General features: G+C 67.1%; 24 protein-coding genes, 1 tRNA gene and 1 other RNA gene. 7 read left to right on the top strand and 19 right to left on the bottom strand.

Features of this window, described 5'->3' with window-relative positions; all coding sequences use genetic code 11:
* The first annotated feature begins 79 nt into the window (after nt 1-79).
* Together ABIE24_RS07540 and ABIE24_RS07535 are read left to right on the top strand one after the other, a co-directional pair.
* Complete coding sequence (locus tag ABIE24_RS07540) at nt 80-901, top strand: inositol monophosphatase family protein (RefSeq protein ID WP_354498332.1); 822 nt, start codon at nt 80-82, stop codon at nt 899-901.
* A 29-nt stretch (nt 902-930) separates the two neighbouring features.
* Entirely contained in the window at nt 931-1,707 is a 777-nt protein-coding gene (locus ABIE24_RS07535) for a lysophospholipid acyltransferase family protein (protein ID WP_354498330.1), read from the top strand.
* A 24-nt stretch (nt 1,708-1,731) separates the two neighbouring features.
* On the opposite strand, the gene ABIE24_RS07530 is transcribed toward ABIE24_RS07535, so the two are convergent.
* Nucleotides 1,732-2,019, bottom strand: coding sequence for a hypothetical protein (locus ABIE24_RS07530; protein ID WP_354498328.1), 288 nt, complete (start codon nt 2,017-2,019; stop codon nt 1,732-1,734).
* Between the two features lie 92 nt (nt 2,020-2,111).
* Nucleotides 2,112-2,487: a transfer-messenger RNA gene (gene ssrA, locus ABIE24_RS07525) on the bottom strand.
* A 173-nt stretch (nt 2,488-2,660) separates the two neighbouring features.
* Between ssrA and ABIE24_RS07520 the strand changes: the two genes are divergently transcribed.
* Nucleotides 2,661-3,341, top strand: coding sequence for an SIMPL domain-containing protein (locus ABIE24_RS07520; RefSeq protein WP_354498326.1), 681 nt, complete (start codon nt 2,661-2,663; stop codon nt 3,339-3,341).
* 18 nt (nt 3,342-3,359) lie between these two features.
* On the opposite strand, the gene smpB is transcribed toward ABIE24_RS07520, so the two are convergent.
* From smpB to prfB, 4 genes are all read right to left on the bottom strand, one after another.
* Complete coding sequence (gene smpB, locus ABIE24_RS07515; protein ID WP_354498324.1) at nt 3,360-3,836, bottom strand: SsrA-binding protein SmpB; 477 nt, start codon at nt 3,834-3,836, stop codon at nt 3,360-3,362.
* Between the two features lie 108 nt (nt 3,837-3,944).
* Nucleotides 3,945-4,859, bottom strand: a complete 915-nt coding sequence (gene ftsX, locus ABIE24_RS07510; RefSeq protein WP_354498322.1) for a permease-like cell division protein FtsX — start codon at nt 4,857-4,859, stop codon at nt 3,945-3,947.
* Entirely contained in the window at nt 4,856-5,890 is a 1,035-nt protein-coding gene (gene ftsE / locus ABIE24_RS07505) for a cell division ATP-binding protein FtsE (protein WP_354498320.1), read from the bottom strand. Before ftsE ends, ftsX begins: the two co-directional genes overlap by 4 nt.
* Nucleotides 5,891-5,963: 73 nt before the next feature.
* Complete coding sequence (gene prfB, locus ABIE24_RS07500; RefSeq protein WP_354498317.1) at nt 5,964-7,073, bottom strand: peptide chain release factor 2; 1,110 nt, start codon at nt 7,071-7,073, stop codon at nt 5,964-5,966.
* Between the two features lie 58 nt (nt 7,074-7,131).
* Here prfB and ABIE24_RS07495 point away from each other — a divergent pair, with 58 nt between their 5' ends.
* The gene (locus ABIE24_RS07495; protein ID WP_354498315.1) at nt 7,132-8,394 is read left to right on the top strand and encodes an MFS transporter; all 1,263 of its coding nucleotides are present in this window, start codon (nt 7,132-7,134) and stop codon (nt 8,392-8,394) included.
* Here the strand turns inward: ABIE24_RS07495 and ABIE24_RS07490 are convergent.
* Nucleotides 8,391-8,708: a hypothetical protein gene (locus tag ABIE24_RS07490; RefSeq protein WP_354498313.1), complete on the bottom strand. Its 318-nt coding sequence runs from the start codon at nt 8,706-8,708 to the stop codon at nt 8,391-8,393. The two genes, ABIE24_RS07495 and ABIE24_RS07490, sit on opposite strands and share 4 nt — an antisense overlap.
* Before the next feature lie 10 nt (nt 8,709-8,718).
* Nucleotides 8,719-9,516: an SDR family oxidoreductase gene (locus ABIE24_RS07485; protein ID WP_354498311.1), complete on the bottom strand. Its 798-nt coding sequence runs from the start codon at nt 9,514-9,516 to the stop codon at nt 8,719-8,721.
* A gap of 248 nt (nt 9,517-9,764) precedes the next feature.
* On the opposite strand from ABIE24_RS07485, the gene ABIE24_RS07480 reads away from it, so the two are divergent.
* Nucleotides 9,765-10,331: a hypothetical protein gene (locus ABIE24_RS07480; RefSeq protein WP_354498309.1), complete on the top strand. Its 567-nt coding sequence runs from the start codon at nt 9,765-9,767 to the stop codon at nt 10,329-10,331.
* Nucleotides 10,332-10,347: 16 nt separating this feature from the next.
* On the opposite strand, the gene ABIE24_RS07475 is transcribed toward ABIE24_RS07480, so the two are convergent.
* The 9 genes from ABIE24_RS07475 to ABIE24_RS07435 all read right to left on the bottom strand — a co-directional run bounded on the left by ABIE24_RS07475 (nt 10,348) and on the right by ABIE24_RS07435 (nt 17,146).
* Nucleotides 10,348-11,949 (bottom strand): S8 family peptidase, encoded by a 1,602-nt coding sequence (locus tag ABIE24_RS07475; protein ID WP_354498307.1) that lies wholly within the window; start codon nt 11,947-11,949, stop codon nt 10,348-10,350.
* Nucleotides 11,950-12,059: 110 nt separating this feature from the next.
* The gene (locus ABIE24_RS07470) at nt 12,060-12,518 is read right to left on the bottom strand and encodes an ester cyclase (protein WP_354498305.1); all 459 of its coding nucleotides are present in this window, start codon (nt 12,516-12,518) and stop codon (nt 12,060-12,062) included.
* Nucleotides 12,519-12,614: 96 nt separating this feature from the next.
* Entirely contained in the window at nt 12,615-13,052 is a 438-nt protein-coding gene (locus ABIE24_RS07465; protein ID WP_354498303.1) for a pilus assembly protein TadG-related protein, read from the bottom strand.
* A 5-nt stretch (nt 13,053-13,057) separates the two neighbouring features.
* Nucleotides 13,058-13,519: a hypothetical protein gene (locus ABIE24_RS07460; RefSeq protein WP_354498301.1), complete on the bottom strand. Its 462-nt coding sequence runs from the start codon at nt 13,517-13,519 to the stop codon at nt 13,058-13,060.
* Nucleotides 13,509-13,904: a TadE family protein gene (locus ABIE24_RS07455; RefSeq protein ID WP_354498299.1), complete on the bottom strand. Its 396-nt coding sequence runs from the start codon at nt 13,902-13,904 to the stop codon at nt 13,509-13,511. Before ABIE24_RS07455 ends, ABIE24_RS07460 begins: the two co-directional genes overlap by 11 nt.
* A 3-nt stretch (nt 13,905-13,907) precedes the next feature.
* The gene (locus ABIE24_RS07450; protein WP_354498297.1) at nt 13,908-14,090 is read right to left on the bottom strand and encodes a hypothetical protein; all 183 of its coding nucleotides are present in this window, start codon (nt 14,088-14,090) and stop codon (nt 13,908-13,910) included.
* Between the two features lie 34 nt (nt 14,091-14,124).
* Nucleotides 14,125-14,550 (bottom strand): type II secretion system F family protein, encoded by a 426-nt coding sequence (locus tag ABIE24_RS17660; protein WP_502916260.1) that lies wholly within the window; start codon nt 14,548-14,550, stop codon nt 14,125-14,127.
* A 509-nt stretch (nt 14,551-15,059) separates the two neighbouring features.
* Nucleotides 15,060-15,920 (bottom strand): type II secretion system F family protein, encoded by an 861-nt coding sequence (locus tag ABIE24_RS07440; protein WP_354498293.1) that lies wholly within the window; start codon nt 15,918-15,920, stop codon nt 15,060-15,062.
* Nucleotides 15,920-17,146 (bottom strand): TadA family conjugal transfer-associated ATPase, encoded by a 1,227-nt coding sequence (locus ABIE24_RS07435; protein ID WP_354498291.1) that lies wholly within the window; start codon nt 17,144-17,146, stop codon nt 15,920-15,922. The genes ABIE24_RS07440 and ABIE24_RS07435 overlap by 1 nt, the downstream gene beginning before the upstream one ends.
* 114 nt (nt 17,147-17,260) lie before the next feature.
* Here ABIE24_RS07435 and ABIE24_RS07430 point away from each other — a divergent pair.
* Both ABIE24_RS07430 and ABIE24_RS07425 read left to right on the top strand, forming a co-directional pair.
* A tRNA-Leu gene (locus tag ABIE24_RS07430) sits at nt 17,261-17,342 on the top strand.
* Between the two features lie 56 nt (nt 17,343-17,398).
* Nucleotides 17,399-18,157 carry a DedA family protein gene (locus ABIE24_RS07425; protein WP_354498289.1) on the top strand — a complete coding sequence of 253 codons (759 nt, stop codon included), beginning with the start codon at nt 17,399-17,401 and terminating at the stop codon, nt 18,155-18,157.
* 26 nt (nt 18,158-18,183) lie between these two features.
* On the opposite strand, the gene ABIE24_RS07420 is transcribed toward ABIE24_RS07425, so the two are convergent.
* Together ABIE24_RS07420 and ABIE24_RS07415 are read right to left on the bottom strand one after the other, a co-directional pair.
* Nucleotides 18,184-18,594, bottom strand: a complete 411-nt coding sequence (locus ABIE24_RS07420; protein ID WP_354498288.1) for a VOC family protein — start codon at nt 18,592-18,594, stop codon at nt 18,184-18,186.
* 52 nt (nt 18,595-18,646) lie between these two features.
* Nucleotides 18,647-19,555, bottom strand: coding sequence for a cation diffusion facilitator family transporter (locus ABIE24_RS07415; protein ID WP_354498286.1), 909 nt, complete (start codon nt 19,553-19,555; stop codon nt 18,647-18,649).
* Between the last annotated feature and the right edge of the window lie 64 nt (nt 19,556-19,619).

Here is a 19,619-nt window from a genome sequence, read left to right as displayed (position 1 = left end):
CATGCGATCCGCGTCCTTGGCCAATCGAGCCGCCCTGGTGGGGAGCGGTCACTAACGGCTTCGCCGCTATCGTGGGAGCATGACCACGCCGCTCCCCTCCCTCTCCGACGACCTCGCCCTGGCGCAGCGTCTGGCGGATGCCGCCGATGCGATCTCCCTCGCTCGCTTCCGGTCGACAACGCTCGAGATCTCGACGAAGCCGGATGCCACGCACGTCACCGACGCCGACCTCGCCGTCGAACGAGCGCTGCGTGAGATCCTTGCGGCGGAACGGCCGGCCGACGGCATCCTCGGTGAGGAATACGGAACGGCAGGCTCGGTTCAGCGGCAGTGGATTCTCGACCCCATCGACGGCACCGCCAACTTCCTTCGGGGCGTTCCCAACTGGGCGACGCTCATCAGCCTCGCTGTGGACGGCACCCCCGTCGTCGGGGTGGCGAGCGCTCCCGCCTTCGGAAAAAGATGGTGGGCGGCGGAGGGAATGGGCGCCTGGCTCGCGGAGGACGGGAAAGAGGCGCGCACACTCCACGTGTCGGGTGTGAAGAGCCTCGCGGATGCCTCCCTGAGTTTCCAGAGCATCGCACAGTGGGATTCTGCCGGCTACCTCGACCAGCTCATCCACCTGACCCGCGCGGTCTGGCGGGACCGGGCCTACGGCGACATGTGGTCCTACGGGTTGCTTGCCGAGGGGCTCATCGATATCGTCGCGGAGTTCGACGTCAAGGAGTACGACATTGCCCCGTTCGTCGTGCTGGTCCGCGAGGCGGGTGGCCGGTTCACCGCGATCGACGGCACCGACACTCTCGCCGGTCGCAGCTCCCTGGCGACCAACGGCCTCCTGCACGGCCAGGTGCTCGACGCCCTCACGCACGGGGAAACCACACGACGCAAGGCCCTGTGATCCCCAGCATCTCGCCCTAGCATTTCGGTATGAGCACGCGAGGGTCGGAACCCGTCTACAGCACAGCGATCGCCGTCGGGAGGCTGGTCTTCGGCGGTCTCCGGCTGAAGCCGATCGTGACCGGCGCCGAGCACCTGCCAGCCACGGGCGGTGCCGTCCTTGCCATCACCCACTTCGGGTACATGGACTTCGCACTGACGGAGTGGATGGTCTGGCATCGCAACCGTCGACGCATCCGGTTTCTCGCGAAGAAGGGCGCCTTTGACAAGCCCGTCGTCGGCTGGCTGCTCAGGGGCATGCGCCACATCTCCGTCGATATGAAGGCCGGGGGCGAGGCCTACAGCCAGGCCATCACAGCGTTGAAGGCTGGTGAACTCCTCGGCGTGTTCCCCGAAGCAGGGGTCAATCGATCATTCACGGTGCGGGAACTCAAAACGGGAACCATTCGGATGGCCGCCGAAGCCGGGGTCCCGGTCATCCCGATCGCTGTCTGGGGCGGACAGCGCCTGCTGACCAAGGGCCGTAAACCGTCACTCGCCGAGGCGCGCAACGTGCCTGTCCATTTCGCGATCGGTGCCCCGTTCAAACCGGATGCTGCCTCAGACGTCCGTGAGCAGACCACGGCGCTCCGCGCGTCGATGCAGAGCCTCCTCGACGAAGCGCAGGCCGGCTACCCCGACGACGGGACAGGGGCGTGGTGGCAGCCGGCGCACCTCGGCGGTACGGCCCCGACTCCCGAAGAGGCCGCCGTCGCGGAGGCGGAACGCCAGCGACGGAAGGCCGCGGCTGAGGCCGGGGCGCGGTAATCCGCGACCGACGGCATCCGCTGGTCAGTGGGAGACGGGTACCAGCCGGCCGCGACCGACCGGAAGCCAGGGAGCGGAATAGGCCAGCGGCTCCGGGGCGCCCGGCGCGAGCAGGAGCTCGGCGTGCCCGAACTTCCAGAGCCGGTTGTACAGGTAGACCGATACCTCGGTGGGGGCTTCTGCCGACACCTGCCAGGTGCCCGTTCCCCATTGGGCGGGCTGGCCGCGGCCGTTGAACACAACGGTGGGCTTGAGGATGGCGCCGAACCAGGGTTTCCGGAGCGTGAGCTCGAGCCGTTCGCTGTGCGCCATGACCCAAGCTAACCACGGATCTCCGCGCCCGAAACGCAGGAAAGGCCGCCCACTGGGCGGCCTTTCCTGTCAACAGGCGTGATAGCAACTGATGGTGGAGATGCGGGGAATTGAACCCCGGTCCACTGCTGTGGTCATGTGCCTTCTACGGGTGTATCCAGTGCAGGCGTTCTACTCGGCTCCGGAATTTGCCACTGGCACCTAATCCGACGAGCCCAGCCTCAGTAAGAGTCCCTCTACGCCCTGAGACGAAACGTAGAAGCAATCTCTCTAAATGGCGCCAGGGTCCGGGTAGAGAGCATCCCCGGTCTGACGGACTTCTTTAGTGCGCTCGCTTAGGCAGCGAGGGCGAAGTCAGTGCGCTTTGAATTGGCACTTATTGTTTTCCAGAGATCGTTAACGAGATAACCCTGGATCCTCGACCCGCTTCTCACAGTTGCGCAGGCAATGTCGAAACCGATCATCCCCATGCACACTCGTGAAGAGTGAGTTCCTATCACGCGCTGTTGAGTTACCAAACCGGACAGACCGGCTAAGGACCTTCCGGCCCAGCTTTCCAGTATACCCGGTTCGCCGCGCGGCTGTCATGCATGCATCCGAACACCCTGTCTTGCCGGAGCCGGGGGCTATAGGGTCGCAGCATGAACGACACAGCCGGTCAGGGATCCGAGCAGCAGGCCGTGGTGATCTCGGTCCGCGGTGACGCTTTCGCCGAAGCTCCCGCCGAACGGGCGACGGTCAGCCTCACCGTGGGTTTCGACGGCGCCGAGCGGCACGACGTCCGCGAGCGGTCGACCGCCGCCCTCGGCGAATGCATCGGCTCGATCGCTTCGCTGCACGAGCCTGAGGCGGGTCCGGTGGTCACATGGACGGCGGACGACGTGCAGGTCTGGGCGGACCGCCCCTGGAACACCGAGGGTGCGCAACTCCCCCTCGTCTACCATTCCCGGGCGAACGTCACCGTGACCTTCAGCGATTTTCCCCGACTCAGTCTGTGGCTCGAGGACACAGCGAACCGGGACGGGATCTCGGTGGGCGGAGTCTCCTGGACCGTCAGCGACCTCACCCGACGAGAGCTCGAGGCGCGGGCGCAGCGGGATGCCGTCGCTCATGCGCTCGACAAGGCAACCGTCTACGCCGCTTCGCTCGGTCTCGGCACGGTGACGCCGCGAGAGCTCTCCGAGCCTGCGACGCTGGCGCACCCGCTCGTCGTGCGGGAAGACGCACGGATGTTCTCGGTGGCGGGTCCGTCCGTCGATCTGGCGCCGGCGCCCGTGCGTGTCGATGTCGACGTGCACCTGCGGTTCACGGCAGAGGCCTGAACCCCGCCGTCAGTCGCGTTACTCGCCGAGGTGGTTGCGCGCGGCGACGGCGCGAGCCGCCTCGCGGGTCGCTTCCCGTTCGCGGAGTGTCTGGCGCTTGTCGTATTCCTTCTTGCCCTTGGCGATGGCGATCTCGACCTTCGCCCGTCCGTCGCTGAAGTAGAGCTTCAGCGGGATGATCGTGTAGCCGCCCGGGGCGACCTTGTGGCTGATCTTGAGGATCTGCGCCTTGTGCAGCAGGAGCTTGCGCTTGCGCCGCGGCGGGTGGTTGTTCCAGGTGGCGCCCGTGTACTCGGGTATGTGCACCGCGTCGAGCCACGCTTCGCCACCCTCGATGAAGGCGTACCCGTCGACGAGCGACGCACGCCCGGCGCGCAACGACTTCACCTCGGAGCCGCTGAGAACCAGTCCGGCTTCATAAGTGTCCTCGATGAGGTAGTCGTGGCGCGCTTTGCGATTGGTGGCCACGACGTTTTGACCACGTTCCCTGGGCACTGAGTTCACTCCGACTGTCGGTTCGCGGCACGGTGCCGCACGAGAATCGCCGCGCCGGTGGCGCGGCAGCCCATCAGTCTAACAACAGGGCACGTGCGCCCGGTGTGCCTAGATCTTGAGGTAGCGCTTGATCGCGAAGTTCGCCGACAACGCGGCGAGGATCATCCCGAGGAGGATGAGCACCGGAACGACCACGAACGCGTCGGAGAGGTCGACGAAGCTGACGAACGGCATCCGCGGCGCGAGGTATCCCGAGATGAAATACTGCACGATGCCGACCACCGCAACACCGGCGAGGATCGAGCCGATCACCGCGGAGAACACTCCCTCGAGGATGAACGGCGTCTGAATGAACCGGTTGGATGCACCCACGAGCCGCATGATCCCGATCTCCTTGCGCCGTGAATACGCAGACAACCGGATCGTCGTCGCGATGAGCAGAACGGCGGCGACGAGCATCAGCCCCGCGATCCCGATCGCGGTGTAGCTGGCGACGTTGAGCACCTGGAAGATGGCATCGAGGTATTGCCGCTGGTCGGTCACCTCTTCCACGCCCGCCGTACTCGAGAAGGCCTCGACCAGCACCTCCGACTGGGAGGGATCCTTGAGGTTGACCCAATAGGTCTCGTTCAACTGCTCGGGAACGACGAGGCCCGCGAGTTCATTGCCCTCGAACTGCTTCTGGAAGTTCTCGTAGGCGAGTTGCTGGTCCTCGAAGTAGAACTCGTCGATGAAGGGCGCGAGGGTTTCGCTCTCAAGCTGGCCGGTGATGCTGGCCTTCTGATCCTCGGATGCCGCTCCGGCGACACAGGTCTCGGTGGGAGAATCCGCGGTGCAGAGGTAGATCGCGACCTGGGCGCGGTCGTACCAGACGTTCTTCATCTGGCCGATCTGCATCTGCAGCAGGACGGCCGCGCCCACGAAGGTGAGCGAGATGAACGTCACCAGGATGACCGAAATCACCATCGAGACGTTGCGGCGGAGCCCGGTGGAGGCTTCCTGCCAGATCAGTGAGAGCCTCATTTGACGGGCCCCACGCTCTGGTCGTCGCCCGAATCAGGGTCTTTCGCTGGTCTCAGTCCGAGGCGCTCGGCCAGGGTCAGATGTTCGCTCACGTCGCCGAGGCTGTCCGAACTCGGAAGGTTGATAGCGCCCGTTGCGGCCGGGGGCAGGCGATCGACATCGCCGGTGTGCGCCGGCAGGGAGCGCCGCGCGGCCGGGGTTTCGACAGCTGCTGCCGGCGTGTTGATGAGGATCTGGTGTGCTTGCGTCTCAGCGTCGGCCTGAGCTGCGACCTCGGCGACCTCTTCTCTCGCCGCCTTCGCGGACTGGCCTTTGGCGACGGCGGGCTTGAGCTCGGGAATGATCCCGGTGGTGCCGTAGCCGCCCTCGAGTTCGTCGCGCACGATGACGCCGTCGACGAGTTCGACGACGCGTCGCTGCATCTTGTCGACGATTCCTGCCTCGTGGGTGGCCATGACCACCGTTGTTCCGCTGGCGTTGATCCGCTCGAGAATCTGCATGATCCCGGCGCTGGTGGCTGGGTCGAGGTTTCCGGTCGGCTCGTCGGCGAGCAGGATCTGCGGTTTGTTCACCACCGCGCGGGCGATGGCGACGCGCTGCTGCTCACCACCGGAGAGCTCGTGGGGCAGCCGGTCGGCCTTGTTCTCCAGGCCCACCATCTTCAGCACGTCGGGAACGGCCTCCTGCACGAAACCCCGTGACTTGCCGATGACCTGCAGCGTGAATGCCACGTTCTCGAAGACCGTCTTGTTCGGCAGCAGGCGGAAGTCCTGGAACACGACGCCGAGGTTCCGGCGGAAGTACGGGATCTTCCGGCTCGAAATGGAGCCGAGGTCGTTTCCGAGCACGAAGATGGAACCCTTCGACGGCTTCTCCTCCTTGAGGATCAACCGAAGGCAACTCGACTTCCCCGAACCTGATGCGCCGACGAGGAAGACGAACTCGCCCCGCGCGATCTCCAGATCCATGTCGTGGATGGCCGGTCGCTTGGTGCCGGAGTATTTCTTCGTGACGTTCTCAAACCGAATCATGACGAGTCGAGCCTAGGCAGGAGTGGGGGGAAAGTGTCTGTGACACGCCTACGCAGGCCGGGTTGCCTGACGCTCAGTCGTCGGTCGGCTGCTTGCGCCAGCGGATACCAGCGGCGATGAAACCGTCGATGTCACCGTCGAAGACGTTCTGCGGGTTGTTGACTTCATGGTCTGTCCGGAGGTCCTTGACCATCTGGTACGGAGCGAGGACGTAGGAACGCATCTGGTCACCCCAGCTCGCCGTGATGTTCCCGGCAAGTTCCTTCTTCTTCGCGTTCTCCTGCTCGCGCTGGACGAGGAGCAGGCGCGACTTCAGCACCCGCAGCGCGGCGGCGCGGTTCTGAATCTGGCTCTTCTCGTTCTGGCAGCTGACGACGATGCCGGTGGGGAGGTGGGTGATGCGCACCGCGGAGTCGGTCGTGTTGACCGACTGGCCGCCGGGGCCGGACGAACGGAAGACGTCGACCCGCATGTCGTTGTCGGGGATGTCGACCTCTTCGGTCTCCGGCATCAGCGGCACGACTTCGACCGCGGCAAAGCTCGTCTGTCGTTTGCCGGCCGAGTTGAACGGGCTCATGCGGACGAGGCGGTGGGTGCCCGCCTCGACGCTGAGGGTGCCGAAGGCGTACGGCGCGTCGATCTCGAAAGTGGCTGACTTGATGCCCGCTTCTTCGGCGTAGCTGGTGTCGAGGACTGTCGCTTTGTACTTGTGCTGCTCGGCCCACCGCAGGTACATCCGGAAGAGCATGTCGGCGAAATCGGCGGCGTCGACACCGCCGGCGCCCGCGCGGATGGTCACCACGGCGGCGAGCGGGTCGTACTCACCGTTGAGCAGCGTCTGCACCTCGAGGTCGCCGATCTGCTTTTGCAGGTCGAGCAGCTCGGACCGTGCCTCGGTCGCCGAGTCCTCGTCGCCTTCGGCGATCGCGAGGCCGACGAGGACTTCGAGGTCGTCGAGCTGGTTCTCGATCGAGGTGAGCCGCGCCAGTTCCGACTGGCGGTGGCTCAGCGCGCTGGTGATCTTCTGCGCCTTGTCGGTGTCGTCCCACAGATCGGGCACGCCGGCCTGTTCGCTCAGGTCGGCGATCTCGGCGCGCAGCCGGTCCACTCCGACGACCTCGCGAATGTCGGCGAAGGTGGTGCGGATGGCGGCGATCTGGTCGTTCAGGTCTAGATCTAACATGTCGGATCCAGCCTACCTTCCGCCCGGTCCGGCGGGCCGCCCTAGACTCGAAACCACCATGACAGACGGAAATCAGACATTCAGCATCCGTTCCGTCGCCGTCGTCGTCTTCCTGCCGACCCTCCTGTTCTCGATCGGCGAGGGCGCACTCATTCCGCTCATCCCGATTGCCGCGACCAACCTCGGCGCGAGCCTCGCCATCGCCGGTGTCATTGCCGGGATGCTCATGATCGGCGAACTGGTCGGCGACATTCCGAGCGGCTGGCTGGTGAGCCGGGTCGGCGAACGCGCGGCGATGATCGGTGCCGCCCTGCTGTCGATCGCGGCGACCCTCGGGGCTGTACTCGCCCCCAACCCGTGGATTCTCGGCCTGGCGATCTTCGTCCTCGGCCTCGCGACCGCCGTCTTCGCCCTCGCCCGGCACGCCTTCATGACGAGTTATGTGCCCCTGCAGTACCGCGCCCGGGCTCTGTCGACGCTCGGCGGGGTGTTCCGAGCGGGCCTGTTCATCGGACCCCTGGTGTCCGTGCCAGTGATCCACCTCACCGGCGGCGCACAGGGCGCGTTCTGGATCATGGCGCTCTCGTGCCTCGCGGCCGTGCTGATCCTCGTGCTGCTGCCCGACCCCGAGGCCCTGTTCGGCCAGGTCAGCCGGGCGCGGCAGAACAGCCCCCACGCACACACCGCGGGAAAGGATTCCGCTGCCGACCGGTCGCACGGGCTGTTCCACACGCTGTGGGAGTTCCGCGGCGTGCTTGCGCGGATGGGCTCCGGCGCCGCGCTCATCGGAGGCATGCGGGCGGCGCGCACGGTGATCCTGCCGTTGTGGGCGGTGAGCCTCGGGGTGAGCGAGGCGAACACGGCGCTCATCATCGGACTCGCCGGCGCTGTCGACTTCGCCCTGTTCTATGTCAGCGGGCACGTGATGGACCGGTTCGGCCGGATCTGGAGCGCGGTCCCGTCGACGCTCGGCCTCGGGCTCGGGATGCTTCTCCTCGCGTTCACGCACGACTCCCCGAACGCGGTGGTCTGGTTCATCGTCGCGGCCGGAGTCCTCTCGGTGTCGAACGGACTGGGCAGCGGCATCCTGATGACCCTCGGCGCCGACCTCGCTCCCCCCGGTCGTCCCGCCCCGTTCCTCGGGGCCTGGCGTTTCACCGGTGACGCGGGGTCGGCGGCAGCTCCGCTGCTGGTGGCCGGACTGACGGCGCTGCTGTCGGTGTCGTTCGCCGCCGGCGCGGTCGGTGCCATCGGCATCTTGGGGGCGTGGCACCTGGCACGCATGATCCCCCGCTACGTTCCCGCGCGTCCGCGTCGCTAACCGAGCGATCCCCAGGCGGCACCGCTGAGGATCACCACGCACGCGAGAGTGACCAGTGCCATGGCGCCGAACGCACTCGCCATCGCCGTGAGCCGACGCGGGCCGGGGTGCGTGGCGAAGCGGACGACGATCATCGCCACGAACAGCGCGACGACGAGAACGAGCCCGACCCAGGCGATGACGGGTCCGAGCGGCACGAGCGCCAGGAGCACCCCGGCACACACGACGGCGAGGACCGCGCCGAAGACGATCCAGATCGTTCCCGTCGACGTCGTGAGGGACGGCTGGCTGCGAACCTGCGTCGGGTCGGTCATGATGCTCCGGTCACCCCTTCCGCCAGTCGTTGCTGGTGATGTGCGAGCCGCCTTGCGGGCCCATCTGGAGCATTCCGCCGTCGACGGCCCAGGAAGCGCCGGTGACGTAGGCGGATGCCGGTGATGCGAGGAACGCGATCACAGCGGCGACCTCGCGGGCGTCGCCCGGGCGCCCGAGGGGAACGCCCGGACGCTCGGTGGAGCGGGGGTCCTCATCGGTCTGATTGGTCATCGGGGTCGCGATCTCGCCGGGAGCGACGGCGTTCGCCGTGATCTGGTGCTGGCCGAGTTCGAGGGCGACGGTCTTGATCAGGCCGCCAAGCCCGTGTTTGGCGGCGTCGTATGCGCTGGACCCGACGCGCGGCTGGTGCTCGTGCACACTCGTCACCGCGATGATGCGGCCGCCGTTGCCGGCGGTCACCATCCGCTTCGCCGCGCGCTGGATGCAGACGAAGGCACCGTCCAGGTCGGCGGCCACGGTGTGCCGCCACTGGTCGATGGTCATCTCGAGGAGCGGGACGTTGACACCGGTACCCGAGTTGTTGACGAACACGTCGAGGCCGCCGAGCTGGTCGGCCAGCGCATCCACCGCATTCCCGCAACCGTCGAGGTCCGTCGTGTCGAGGTGTGCGACCACGGCGTTCTGCCCGTGTCCCCGCACCTCCTCCGCGGTCTCTTCCGCGCCCGCCCTGTCGGTGTGCCAGGTGATACCGACGTCCATTCCGGCTTCGGCGAGCGCCACAGCGGTCGCGCGCCCGATCCCGGAGTCCGATCCGGTGACGATGGCGAATTTCGGGGCGAATGTCATGCGTACCTCCGTGGCGAACTCGGTGAGTCAACGCAACACCCCGCCTGGCACGCTCCTCAAGCCCTTGACAGCGATTCGGGCCCTTGACAGCGCAGCCCCGTACTGCGATTTCGGGGACTTCCGGGGGCACACCGCCGGGCCTATGCTGTCGCGCGAAGGTGAGCGGCCGCGAGGGCCATCCCTCGTCAGCGCCCGTCATGCCCAGCAACGGCCGGAAAGCCACCCACCGTTTTGGAAGGTGATTTGCGATGAAAAAGAAGTTGATGTCGGCCCTCGCCGCCGGCCTCCTCACCGTCAGTGCCGTCGCCGTTCCCATAGCAGCACAGGCCCAGCCCGTCGAGTTCGAGCACTACAGCGGCACGAACTCCTTCGACACGGATGAGTGCGGGTTTCCCGCGCACGTCGATGTGACGTTCGAGGGACTTTTCATGCTGAAGGAGAACAAGGACGGCGGCCCGGCCCTCCTGATGGACAATTACCACGTTGTGGAGACAGGGACCGCGAACGGCCGCACCCTCACGATCGAGCACCAGGGCATGATCAAGGAGACAAGCTTTGAACTCGTCGAAGGGACGATCTACCAGGTCGAGGTGATGGAGGCCGGTCAGCCGTTTGTGATGAGCGACGAGAACGGAACCGTGTTCCTGCGTGACCGGGGACTGCTGAGGTGGACGTACCAGGTGGACACCGCTGACCCTGACCCGGCGAACTGGGTCGAGGTCGAGGGCAGTTTCGAGATCCTCGCCGACCACGGCAGCCACCCCGGGTTCTACTTCGATTTCTGCGCCGCCCTCGAGGAGTACTTCTTCGGCTGACAGCGTTTCGAAGCGATCAGCACTGGCCTTCCGGGGCTGCGCCCAGGAAGGCCAGTGCGAACTCGGGTGAACAGGTCGCGGGAGCGGTGAAGGACATCAGGTCGCCCGCGGCCTCGCCCAGAAGCGATTCCCGGAAGAGCGGCTCGTCGATGAGGTGGAACGCAAGCTCGCCCTCGAATCGCTCGACCGCCCTGTCCAGATCCTCGCCAGTCATGCCCAGCCGCTCGGTGAGGGCGTGTCTGAGTTGTGCTTCGTCCGCACCCACGAGGGCGCCCAGTCGTGCGAGGGCGGATGCCTGCGGAACGCCGGCACGACGATCAGCAGCGCTTTCTGCAGGGAGAGCGGCGCTGAGCATCGCGGCGGCGTCGACGATGCCGGCGCCGAAGGCGGCCGAATCCCAGCCCGCCGGCACTTTCGCTCCCCCGGTCTTCAGCAGGGTGAGGAACACGGACTGCACCCGCGGGCCGTAGCGCTCCCGCAGGGTGTCGGGGCCGTGGTGCGCCAGCCACAGCGCGGCGACGCCCGCGAGATGGGTTACGGCATACGACGTGCCTGATGACCGGAACACGCGCGCCCTGGGGGTGTCGTTCACCCACACGTATCCCGCGACGTGGACACCCCAGCCAGGGGCGCTGACATCCACAGCTCGTCCCCGCGACGACTCGGGCCACGGCTGATCGTCCGGCCCTGTCGCTGCGACGGCCAGGCAGTTGGGATACGAGGCCGGCGCCACGACGATGCCGACGTTGTTGCCGGCCGCGCCGAGCACGATCATTCCGGCATCGACCGCTCGTTGGATGGCCGCCTCCAGACCGAAGAACCCCTTGCCGCCGACGCTGATCGACACCACGTGGCATCCGGTGGTGCGGGCATGGTCCACCGCCCGCGCGACGTCACTGTCGAACAGTTGAATGACGCTTTCGACCGCCCGGAGCGGAACCACTCGTGCGCCCGGTGCGACCCCGACGATGCCGGTTGCCTCAGTCCCCTGCCCGGTCATGACGCTCGCTGTCGTCGTGCCGTGACCGGGAAAAGGCAGCGGCCAGGGAGAATCGTCCGGCGACACCAGCGGGTCGCGGGCGTCGTCGTCGTTGGCGAGGAAGTCCCGGTCCCTGGTGAGGTCAAGGGCGTCGACGCCCAGGTTCGGATGCAGCGTGTACCCGGTGTCGGGGTGCCCGATTCGGATGCCGTCCCCGCGCGTCGGCTCGATCGCCCACGCCTCGTCGCACCGGATGGCGTCGCGCGCCCACCGGCTCGCCTCGCTCCCCGGCGGGAAGCCGGGGGCGTCAGACGCCGCTCCGCGGTCGCGAGCCGGGTCGACGAACGCCGTCACCGGAAGGTCGGCCTCGGCACGGGTAACGGTTCCCGTGCCGAGGACGGCCTGAACCAGCGAGTGCGCTTTACGGGCATACTCGCCGGTTCCGATCTGCTCCTCGACGTGCCCCGAGATCAGCCAGAGGGTGTCGTCGTCCTCCAGAAGCGGGGCTGCCTCCCAGTCGGCCAGAACGCCGCACAGCACGTCGGCAAGATCGTCGGGGCGAAAGCCGGATGCGGGCGCCTGGACGGCGATGCGCATCTCGTGGACGCGCAGGCGTGTTTTCTCCGTCGAATCGTCCATCTCGCACTCCCGCTCCGTCGAAGAATCCGCGTGTGCCGGAGCCTAGGGATTCCGGGAGCCGTTGCGCAAGCCAGATCAGGCAAACGCCTCGAGCCGGCCGTGCCGCAGGATTACTCGTCCAGCCCGAGTTGCCTGAGCTGGTCCGCAATGTCGTAGTAGCGGCGCTCGTCGATGATCCTGCCGTCCTCATCGACGGTGTCGAAGAACGCCATCCTGAACCGGAGCGATCTGTTGGTGGGTGGCACTTCTTCGCCTGTCGGCAGCGCCAGCGGACCGGTGTGCGTTCCTTCCATGGTCATCTCGACTGCGAGGGTCGTGCCACTGATGACGCTGCAGGTCACGTCTGCCCGCATGTCCGGGAACCCTCTGAAGTACCCTTCAGCGTCCTTCTCCACGGCAGCCCGGCCCCGCAACGGTTCGGCATACTGGGGATCGCGAACGACGGCATCCTCGCGGTACGACGCGGCCAGGCGCGCGGCATCCCGCGCGTTGATGGCGGCGATCTGTTCCCCGAGAGCTCGTTCGATGGTGGTTGTGTCCTGGGCGACGTCGCCCGAGAACCTGGTCATGGTGTGCTTCCTTTCACTTACGGATTAACGCGGCCATCGTCCCTCCGGACGCGTCCGCTGGCAAGGGGTTCCCGGCCTTCCGCAGCCGCACCCGTGTCACCGGAACACCGACCGCGCAACCGCCGTCACCTCGAGCCGGATGCCGTCGGCCACGAACAGGGTGAGCACCGGCGGCCGCCAGGCCGACGACACCGTCACCGTCGCGCTCCTGCCGTCCTGCGACCCGGCATTTTCCAGCGTCAGAGCGTCGAACGCTCCCACCGGATTGTCCTCGAGGAAGTCGGCGACGGCAGCACGGACCCGGGGCGACCGGACGGTGACCGACGGCTCCCCGCCGTCGAGAGACACCGACGAGAGTTCGAACGCCTCCGCTCCGACGAGGGCGGCCGCATCGGCGAGGCTGTACAGCCGTTTTCGCTCCAGGTAGAGCGACGTGGTCGCAGCAACCAGAAGGATCACCGAAAGTGAGAGCATCCCGTAGAAAATGGCGAGGAGGAGGGTCGATCCGTCCTCGTTCCGCGCCCGGCGAAGCATCCGGTTCATTTCTCGGCCCAGAACCGGGAGACCTGCTGTCGCGCCGACGCCTGCACCGGCACGCTCGCGGCCTGTGACAGGTCGAGGACGTCGGGCACGAGCGGGAGGGCGACGTCCACGCGCACGGTGACCGTGACGACAGCGTTGCGTGACGGGCAGGACGGAGTGGCGGTGCATGTGACCTCGACAGATGCCGCCTCCGGTGCGATGCCGTAATCGGCGAGACCGAAGTCAATCGCGCGGGTCGCGCGCGCCGCCGCCTCCTCCGCGTTCGAGGCCTGCACGAAGACCCGGGCGGCCTGCCGCGCCGCACCCTCGGCTGCGAGCGCGCCGGCCTGCACGGCGGCCAGGGCGAGCACGAGATAGACGAGCGGGACGAGCAGGAGAAGGCCGTTGGTGACGAACTCCAGGGCCGCTGAACCGTCCTCCTTCGTGAGGAGCCGGCGAATCCGACCCCTAGTCGTCAAGCGTCTCGACGGCGGCATGGCCCTGAACCTCCAGTGTGTGCTCCACCCCGATCAGGCCCAGCAGCGGCAGTCGCGTCACCACGCGGATGTCGACGCTCGGGTGACCGAGGAACGTGCCGGTCTCGGCGGTGACGTCGTCGGCGTACTCGGCACCGATCGCGACGGTGATGAGCTCCTTCGTCCTTGCCACGCCGTCGGCCGGTCCGTTGTCGGCGAGCGCCGCGAACCGGGCTCCCTCGGCGGCGGCGTCGATCACCGTGTTGCGCACGTGCAGGGCGAGTCCGAGCTGGAGGACGGAGAGCGTCAGCGCCGTGAGGAGCATAGCCACGAACGTGAACTCGGCAACGGCTGAACCGTCCTCGCGCGCCCAGCCCGTGCCCCGCATCGGTCACATCCCGGAGACCCGGGCGATGGCCTGCTCGAAGAGCGAGCTGAGCGCCGGGCCGGCGAGGCTCCAGATGAGCACGACAAGGCCGGCGGTCATCAGGGTGATCAGCACCCAGCCGGGCACATCACCGTCGTCGTTTGCCCGCGCCGTCAGCGAACGCTGCCATTTCGAAAGGGTGTTCATGGGGTCTCCTTCGCGTGGTGGTGGGATGGCGCCGTCAGAACCCGGACTGGAGAACGAAGATGCCGGGAAAGATGGCGAACAGGATGGAGAGCGGGAGGATGAGAAAGATCAGGGGGACGAGCATGGCCACTTCTTTCTTGCCCGCCGTCTCGAGAAGCCTGCGCTTTGCTTCATCCCGGGCGTCCTGCGCCTGGGCGCGAAGCACGTCGGCGAGCGGAGAACCTCGCTCCAGGGCGGCAGCGAGCTGCTCGACGCAGCGGGTCAGCGACGGCAGGTCGACCCGTGCGGCCAGTTCGGCGAGCGCCGACGCCAGGGGGATCCCCGTCTGAACGGAGCCAACGACGTGCCGGAACTCGCGACTGAGTTCGCCGGAACTCACCCGCCCGACCCGTCGGAGTGAGTCGAAGATGCCCTCCCCCGCCGACAGGCTGAGGCTCAGGAATTCGAGCACCGTCGGCATCTCTGCGGCGATGCGGGCGAGGCGGGCTCGGGCGGCACGCTTGAGCAGGGTGTCGCGAGCCACGGCGCCCAGAATCGCCCCGGTGATCGGGGCAACGACGATCGCGGCTGCCGGAAGCGTTCGGTTCGTCGCGCCCAGCGTCGCCAGAAGGATGCCCGCGCCAGAGCCCGCGACTGCCCAGCCCAGTTGTTCAGCGCGGAACCGGTGTACGGTCATCGCGCTTCCTGCCTGCCCCAGCCGGTGCTGGATCACGGTGTTCCCACCGAGGATCCTCGCGAGCAGTTCGACCAGGCGGTGGACCGTCGGCGCGAGAAGGGTGCCGACGATCGGGAGTGGGTCCACGACCCGCCTGAGGGTGAACAGGCGGGCGCCCTCCGACACGTCGACGATGTAGGGCGCAACCCGGTCCGCGAGGGTGGGGCCGCCCATCCGGGGCAGCACGGCGAGAACCGACCAGAGCCCGAGGCCGAGGAGCGTCCCGAGGACGAGACCCCAGGCCGCGGTGGCGCTCACCGGAACCACCGCCTTTCCTGCGGCAGCCGCCCCACCGACAACATGATGCGGTAGGCGATAACCGACACGACGACACCGACGGTGATGAGCAGGGACCCTCCCGCGGAGTTGTAGGCCAGGGCCGCTTCGGGTCTGGTCGAAAGCAGCAGCAGGATGCACCACGGTGCGGCGACGCCGAGCTTGGCCGCGTTCCGGATCCAAGACTGCCGCGCTTCGACTTCGGCACGGATCGCAATGTCCTCCCGCAGGTACGCCGCAAGACTCCTCAACACGACGGGAAGGTCGGAGCCGCCGACGTCACGCGCCATCCGAAGCGTCTCCAGGATCCGATCCGGAACGGGGTCGGCCAGGTCGTGCTTCAACCGGTCGAGGCATCCGGAAAAGGAGGCCGTCCGGCGATAGTCGCTCTCGAACGCAAGAAAATTCGGCCGCAGCGCTTCGGGCCCACTGCGAGCGAGGCTGGCGACGGCGTCGGGCAGGGCGAGCCCCGACCGCACGGCACCGACGAGGTGGTCGACGACATCGGGCCATAGGGCCCGGTTCGACGACCGGTGCGCCCGCGCCCGCCATCTCACCGCGAGCGCGGGAAGCAGGCCGCCGACGATCACGGCGCACACGGAGACGGCGCTGACGTGCAGGAGCGCATGCGCCACCGCACCGGAGAGAACCGCCAGCAGCACCGAGAGCGCGACGAACGCCCAGCGAGGCACCCGTCCGAGGCCGGCCAGGGCAAGGTCCGCTCCGAAGCGGCCGGCCCGCCGTACCCGCCGGGGAGTGCCGCTTCGCCTGGGGTACAGCCATGGTGATCCAACCAGGAGCAGACCGACGGCCAGCGAACATCCGAGCAGGAGAGTCATCAGGCGCCTCGTCGGAGGATCGCGGCCGGGTTCAGGCCGGCGTTCTCGAACTTCCCGAGGCGGGTGGGATGGCTGCCGGTCGCTTCGAGCAAGCCGTCCCTCATCGTGAACAGCGGACTGGCTTCGATTACGGGGCCGGAGAGGTTGCCGCTCGGCGCGAGGATCGAGACCACGCGGCGAAAGCCGTTACGGTCCAGCTCGCAGTGCACGACGATGTCGATGCACGCCGCCACTGTCGGCTGCACGAACGACGCGTCGATGTTGCGGCCCGCGAGCAGGGGCAGGGTCGACAGTTTGACCAGGGCGTCGCGCGCTGAGTTCGCGTGGATGGAGCACATGCCCGGGATGCCGCTGTTGAGCGCGATCAGCAGGTCGAGGCTTTCGGCTTCGCGCACCTCCCCGACGATGAGGCGGTCGGGCCGCATCCGCAGTGCTTCCTTGATCAGCCGGCGAAGGGTGATCTCACCGGTTCCCTCGAGGCTGGGCTGCCGGCATTGCATCGCGACAACATCGGCGATCGCGAGGTCGAGTTCGAAGGTCTCCTCGACGGTGACGATGCGTTCGTTGGTGTGCACACTGGAGAGCAGGGCGCCGAGGAGGGTGGTCTTGCCGGCCTGGGTCGCACCGGAGATGAGGATGTTCGACCCGGCGAGCACACAGCACCGGAGGAATTCCGCGGCCTGGGCGCTGAGCGATCCGCCGACGACGAGGCTGCGGAGGTCACGGACACGGCGGCTGAACTTGCGGATGTTCACGGCCATGTGGCGTCGAGTGACGTCGGGGATGACGACATGGAGCCGGGACCCGTCGGGCAGGGACGCGTCGACGAACGGCGAACTGAAGTCGATGCGCCGTCCGGTGGTCTGCAGCATCCGCTCGACGAGGTCGCGGACGCCGCCCTCGGTCAGCACCGTGTTGGTCAGCTCCGGGATGCCGTTCTTCGCCACGAACACCCGCGTCGGCGCGTTGATCCAGATCTCCTCGACCTCCGGATCGTCGAGGTACGGCTGCAGCGGCCCCAACCCGGTGAGCGTCGCCACGACCTCCCGTTCGGTGACCGACTCGTCCGACAGGAGCGGGAGCGAGCTCCCCAGCGCGCGTTCGCTGTACCGGCGCACTTCCTCCTGCACGAAGCGCTGGGCGAGCCCGTCGCCGGACAGGTCGGCGCCCTCACGCCGCACCCGGTCGCGGACCCGTTGGGTGATGATCTCGGCCGCCGATGTCATGGGGAAAGTCTGCCGAAAGCATCCGCCGCCCGTTCCGGTTATCCACAGGCGTTAAGTTCCCCTCCAAGAGGTCACAGGTTGCTGGGAGTGCTGCCCCTAAACTGATAGACGTTCGCGGGAGTGGTGAAATTGGCAGACACGCAGGATTTAGGTTCCTGTGCTTTCGAGCGTGTGGGTTCAAGTCCCACCTTCCGCACGCACCCGTGGCCGACCGGCCATGACAAGCACCGACCGACGGAGTAGCGGCTGCCCATGATCTCGACAGGCCTCATCCCCTGGCTCGACCCAGAGAGCATCATCGGTGCCGCGGGCCCGTGGGCGCTCGTGGTCGTCTGCTTCATCGTCTTCGCGGAAACCGGCCTGCTCGTCGGCTTCCTCCTTCCCGGCGACACCCTCCTGGTCATCACCGGACTGCTGACCTACTACGGCATGCACTCCGCCACGACCAGCGGACTGGACCTCGACATCTGGTGGGTGGCGCTTGCGATCGGGTTCGCCGCCTTCCTCGGCGGTGAAGTCGGTTATCTCATCGGGCACAAGGCCGGCCCGCGGATCTTCGAGCGCAAGGAATCGGGCGTCTTCAGCATCCGGAACGTGGAGCGCACCAATGCGTTCTTCACGCGCTTCGGCGGCATCGCCGTGATCCTCGCCCGATTCGTGCCGATTGTGCGCACCTTCGCACCCGTCGCCGCCGGCGTCGGTCATATGGACTACAAGAAATACACCTTCTACAACCTCGTCGGCGCGATCATCTGGGGCGTCGGCCTCACCTACTTCGGTTACTTCCTGGGCTACATTCCCCCGGTCGCCGGGTTCGTGCAGGAGTACATCGATGTCATCCTCATCGGGGCCGTCGTTCTCACGCTCATCCCGACCGTCTGGCACTACATCCAGTCCAGTCGCAAAGCCAAGCGCCTCGCGGAGGCCGGCGAAGACGTCATCACCGACCCCGACGAAGCCCGGCACATGGTGCTCGATCCGGAGACCTTCGAGAAGAAGCCCGAACTGTAGGCGTCCGCCGTCAGGGGCGTCCGCCGTCAGGCGGCAGGCGCCTGGGAGATACGGACCGTATTGCCGGAGGGGTCACGGAACGCGCAGTCGCGCGGACCCCACGGCTGGTCGATCGGCTCCTGGAGAACCTCGGCGCCGGATGCCCGCACGGCCTCGAAGGTCGCGTCCAGGTCGTCTGAGCTGAACACGAGCATCGGCAGGACTCCCTTGGCGAGAAGCTCCTGCATCGCATCGCCGTCGGCCTTCGACCGGCCGGCGTGGGGCACGGAGAGGACGATACCGAGCCCCGGCTGGGCGTCGCTGCCGAGGGTCACCCAGCGGTAGTCGCCCGATGGCACATCCTGCTGGACCTCGAGGCCGAGTGCGTCACGGTAGAAGGTGAGCGCCTCGTCGACGTCGGAAACGGTGACGTTTGTGTATTGAAGTGTGACTGTCATGCCCGGAACACTACGCCCGGCGCACGTCGTCCGCTTCTCCGATCCTGATCGGTTAAGAGTGTTGCGGATGCTCATGGCCGGCATGCTTTGCCGGCTCCAGCTGGAAGGTCGAATGCTCGACGTCGAAGTGACCGGCCAGGCATTCCGAGAGCGTGTCGAGCATCTCCCCCGTGCGCTGTTCGGCGAAAACGGCTGCTTCGACGACGACGTGGGCGGTGAAGACGTGCTGGCCAGTGGTGATCGACCAGACGTGGACATCGTGCACGTCGATCACCCCTGGGGCGTCACGGATGTGCCGCCGGATGAGGTCGACGTCCGTGTCCGGCGGCGTTGACTGGTTGAGCACCCGCCAGACGTCCCGGAGCAGGCTCCACGCGCGCGGGAGGATGCCCGCGGCGATGATCAGGGAGGCGATGGCATCCGCCTGGACGAAACCGGTGGCCAGGATGATGACGGCGGCGATGATCACCCCGATGGAGCCGAAGAGGTCGCCGAGCACCTCGAAGTATGCGCCGCGCATGTTGATCGACGTTTTCGCGGAGCTGCGCAGGATGATCGCCGACACGACGTTGGCGAGAAGACCCACGACGGCGACGACGAGCATCGGCATGCCGAGCACCTCGACCCGGTCCGGGTCGAGGAGTCGGGAGACGCCGGTGATCGCGATCGAGACCGCGACAGCGAGCAGGATGAGACCGTTGAACAGGGCGGCGAGCACCTCGACCCTGCGGTACCCGTAGGTGTGCCGCTGCGTCGCCGGACGCGCCGCGACGCCGAGGGCGACGAGCGCGATCACCAGGCCGGTGAGGTCGCTGAACATGTGCCCGGCATCCGCGAGCAGGGCGAGCGACCCGGTGAGGATGCCGCCGACCACCTCTGCGACGAGGACGACCGCCACGATGCCGAGGACGAGCCACAGCTTGCGCCGATTATCGGTGTGTTGTGCGTGGTCGTGTGCCATGGTTCCTCCACGTTAACGCCGGCGGGGCTCCGGAGCCAGTTCCCGCCCCCTGTTGGGAATGATC

The sequence above is a fragment of the Mycetocola sp. 2940 genome (assembly GCF_040548835.1).
Taxonomy (GTDB): Bacteria; Actinomycetota; Actinomycetes; order Actinomycetales; family Microbacteriaceae; genus Mycetocola_A.
The sequence above is the reverse complement of the archived record's forward strand: the minus strand, read 5'-3'. Positions and strand labels throughout refer to the sequence as shown.

Coding starts and splice junctions, on each gene's coding strand:
- ABIE24_RS07540 (WP_354498332.1), top strand. CDS start 80: ATGACCACGCCGCTCCCCTCCCTCTCCGACGACCTCGCCCTGGCGCAG.
- ABIE24_RS07535 (WP_354498330.1), top strand. CDS start 931: ATGAGCACGCGAGGGTCGGAACCCGTCTACAGCACAGCGATCGCCGTC.
- ABIE24_RS07530 (WP_354498328.1), bottom strand. CDS start 2,019: ATGGCGCACAGCGAACGGCTCGAGCTCACGCTCCGGAAACCCTGGTTC.
- ABIE24_RS07520 (WP_354498326.1), top strand. CDS start 2,661: ATGAACGACACAGCCGGTCAGGGATCCGAGCAGCAGGCCGTGGTGATC.
- ftsX (WP_354498322.1), bottom strand. CDS start 4,859: ATGAGGCTCTCACTGATCTGGCAGGAAGCCTCCACCGGGCTCCGCCGC.
- ftsE (WP_354498320.1), bottom strand. CDS start 5,890: ATGATTCGGTTTGAGAACGTCACGAAGAAATACTCCGGCACCAAGCGA.
- prfB (WP_354498317.1), bottom strand. CDS start 7,073: ATGTTAGATCTAGACCTGAACGACCAGATCGCCGCCATCCGCACCACC.
- ABIE24_RS07495 (WP_354498315.1), top strand. CDS start 7,132: ATGACAGACGGAAATCAGACATTCAGCATCCGTTCCGTCGCCGTCGTC.
- ABIE24_RS07490 (WP_354498313.1), bottom strand. CDS start 8,708: ATGACCGACCCGACGCAGGTTCGCAGCCAGCCGTCCCTCACGACGTCG.
- ABIE24_RS07485 (WP_354498311.1), bottom strand. CDS start 9,516: ATGACATTCGCCCCGAAATTCGCCATCGTCACCGGATCGGACTCCGGG.
- ABIE24_RS07480 (WP_354498309.1), top strand. CDS start 9,765: ATGAAAAAGAAGTTGATGTCGGCCCTCGCCGCCGGCCTCCTCACCGTC.
- ABIE24_RS07475 (WP_354498307.1), bottom strand. CDS start 11,949: ATGGACGATTCGACGGAGAAAACACGCCTGCGCGTCCACGAGATGCGC.
- ABIE24_RS07470 (WP_354498305.1), bottom strand. CDS start 12,518: ATGACCAGGTTCTCGGGCGACGTCGCCCAGGACACAACCACCATCGAA.
- ABIE24_RS07465 (WP_354498303.1), bottom strand. CDS start 13,052: ATGCTTCGCCGGGCGCGGAACGAGGACGGATCGACCCTCCTCCTCGCC.
- ABIE24_RS07455 (WP_354498299.1), bottom strand. CDS start 13,904: ATGCGGGGCACGGGCTGGGCGCGCGAGGACGGTTCAGCCGTTGCCGAG.
- ABIE24_RS07450 (WP_354498297.1), bottom strand. CDS start 14,090: ATGAACACCCTTTCGAAATGGCAGCGTTCGCTGACGGCGCGGGCAAAC.
- ABIE24_RS17660 (WP_502916260.1), bottom strand. CDS start 14,550: ATGCCGACGGTGCTCGAATTCCTGAGCCTCAGCCTGTCGGCGGGGGAG.
- ABIE24_RS07440 (WP_354498293.1), bottom strand. CDS start 15,920: ATGACTCTCCTGCTCGGATGTTCGCTGGCCGTCGGTCTGCTCCTGGTT.
- ABIE24_RS07435 (WP_354498291.1), bottom strand. CDS start 17,146: ATGACATCGGCGGCCGAGATCATCACCCAACGGGTCCGCGACCGGGTG.
- ABIE24_RS07425 (WP_354498289.1), top strand. CDS start 17,399: ATGATCTCGACAGGCCTCATCCCCTGGCTCGACCCAGAGAGCATCATC.
- ABIE24_RS07420 (WP_354498288.1), bottom strand. CDS start 18,594: ATGACAGTCACACTTCAATACACAAACGTCACCGTTTCCGACGTCGAC.
- ABIE24_RS07415 (WP_354498286.1), bottom strand. CDS start 19,555: ATGGCACACGACCACGCACAACACACCGATAATCGGCGCAAGCTGTGG.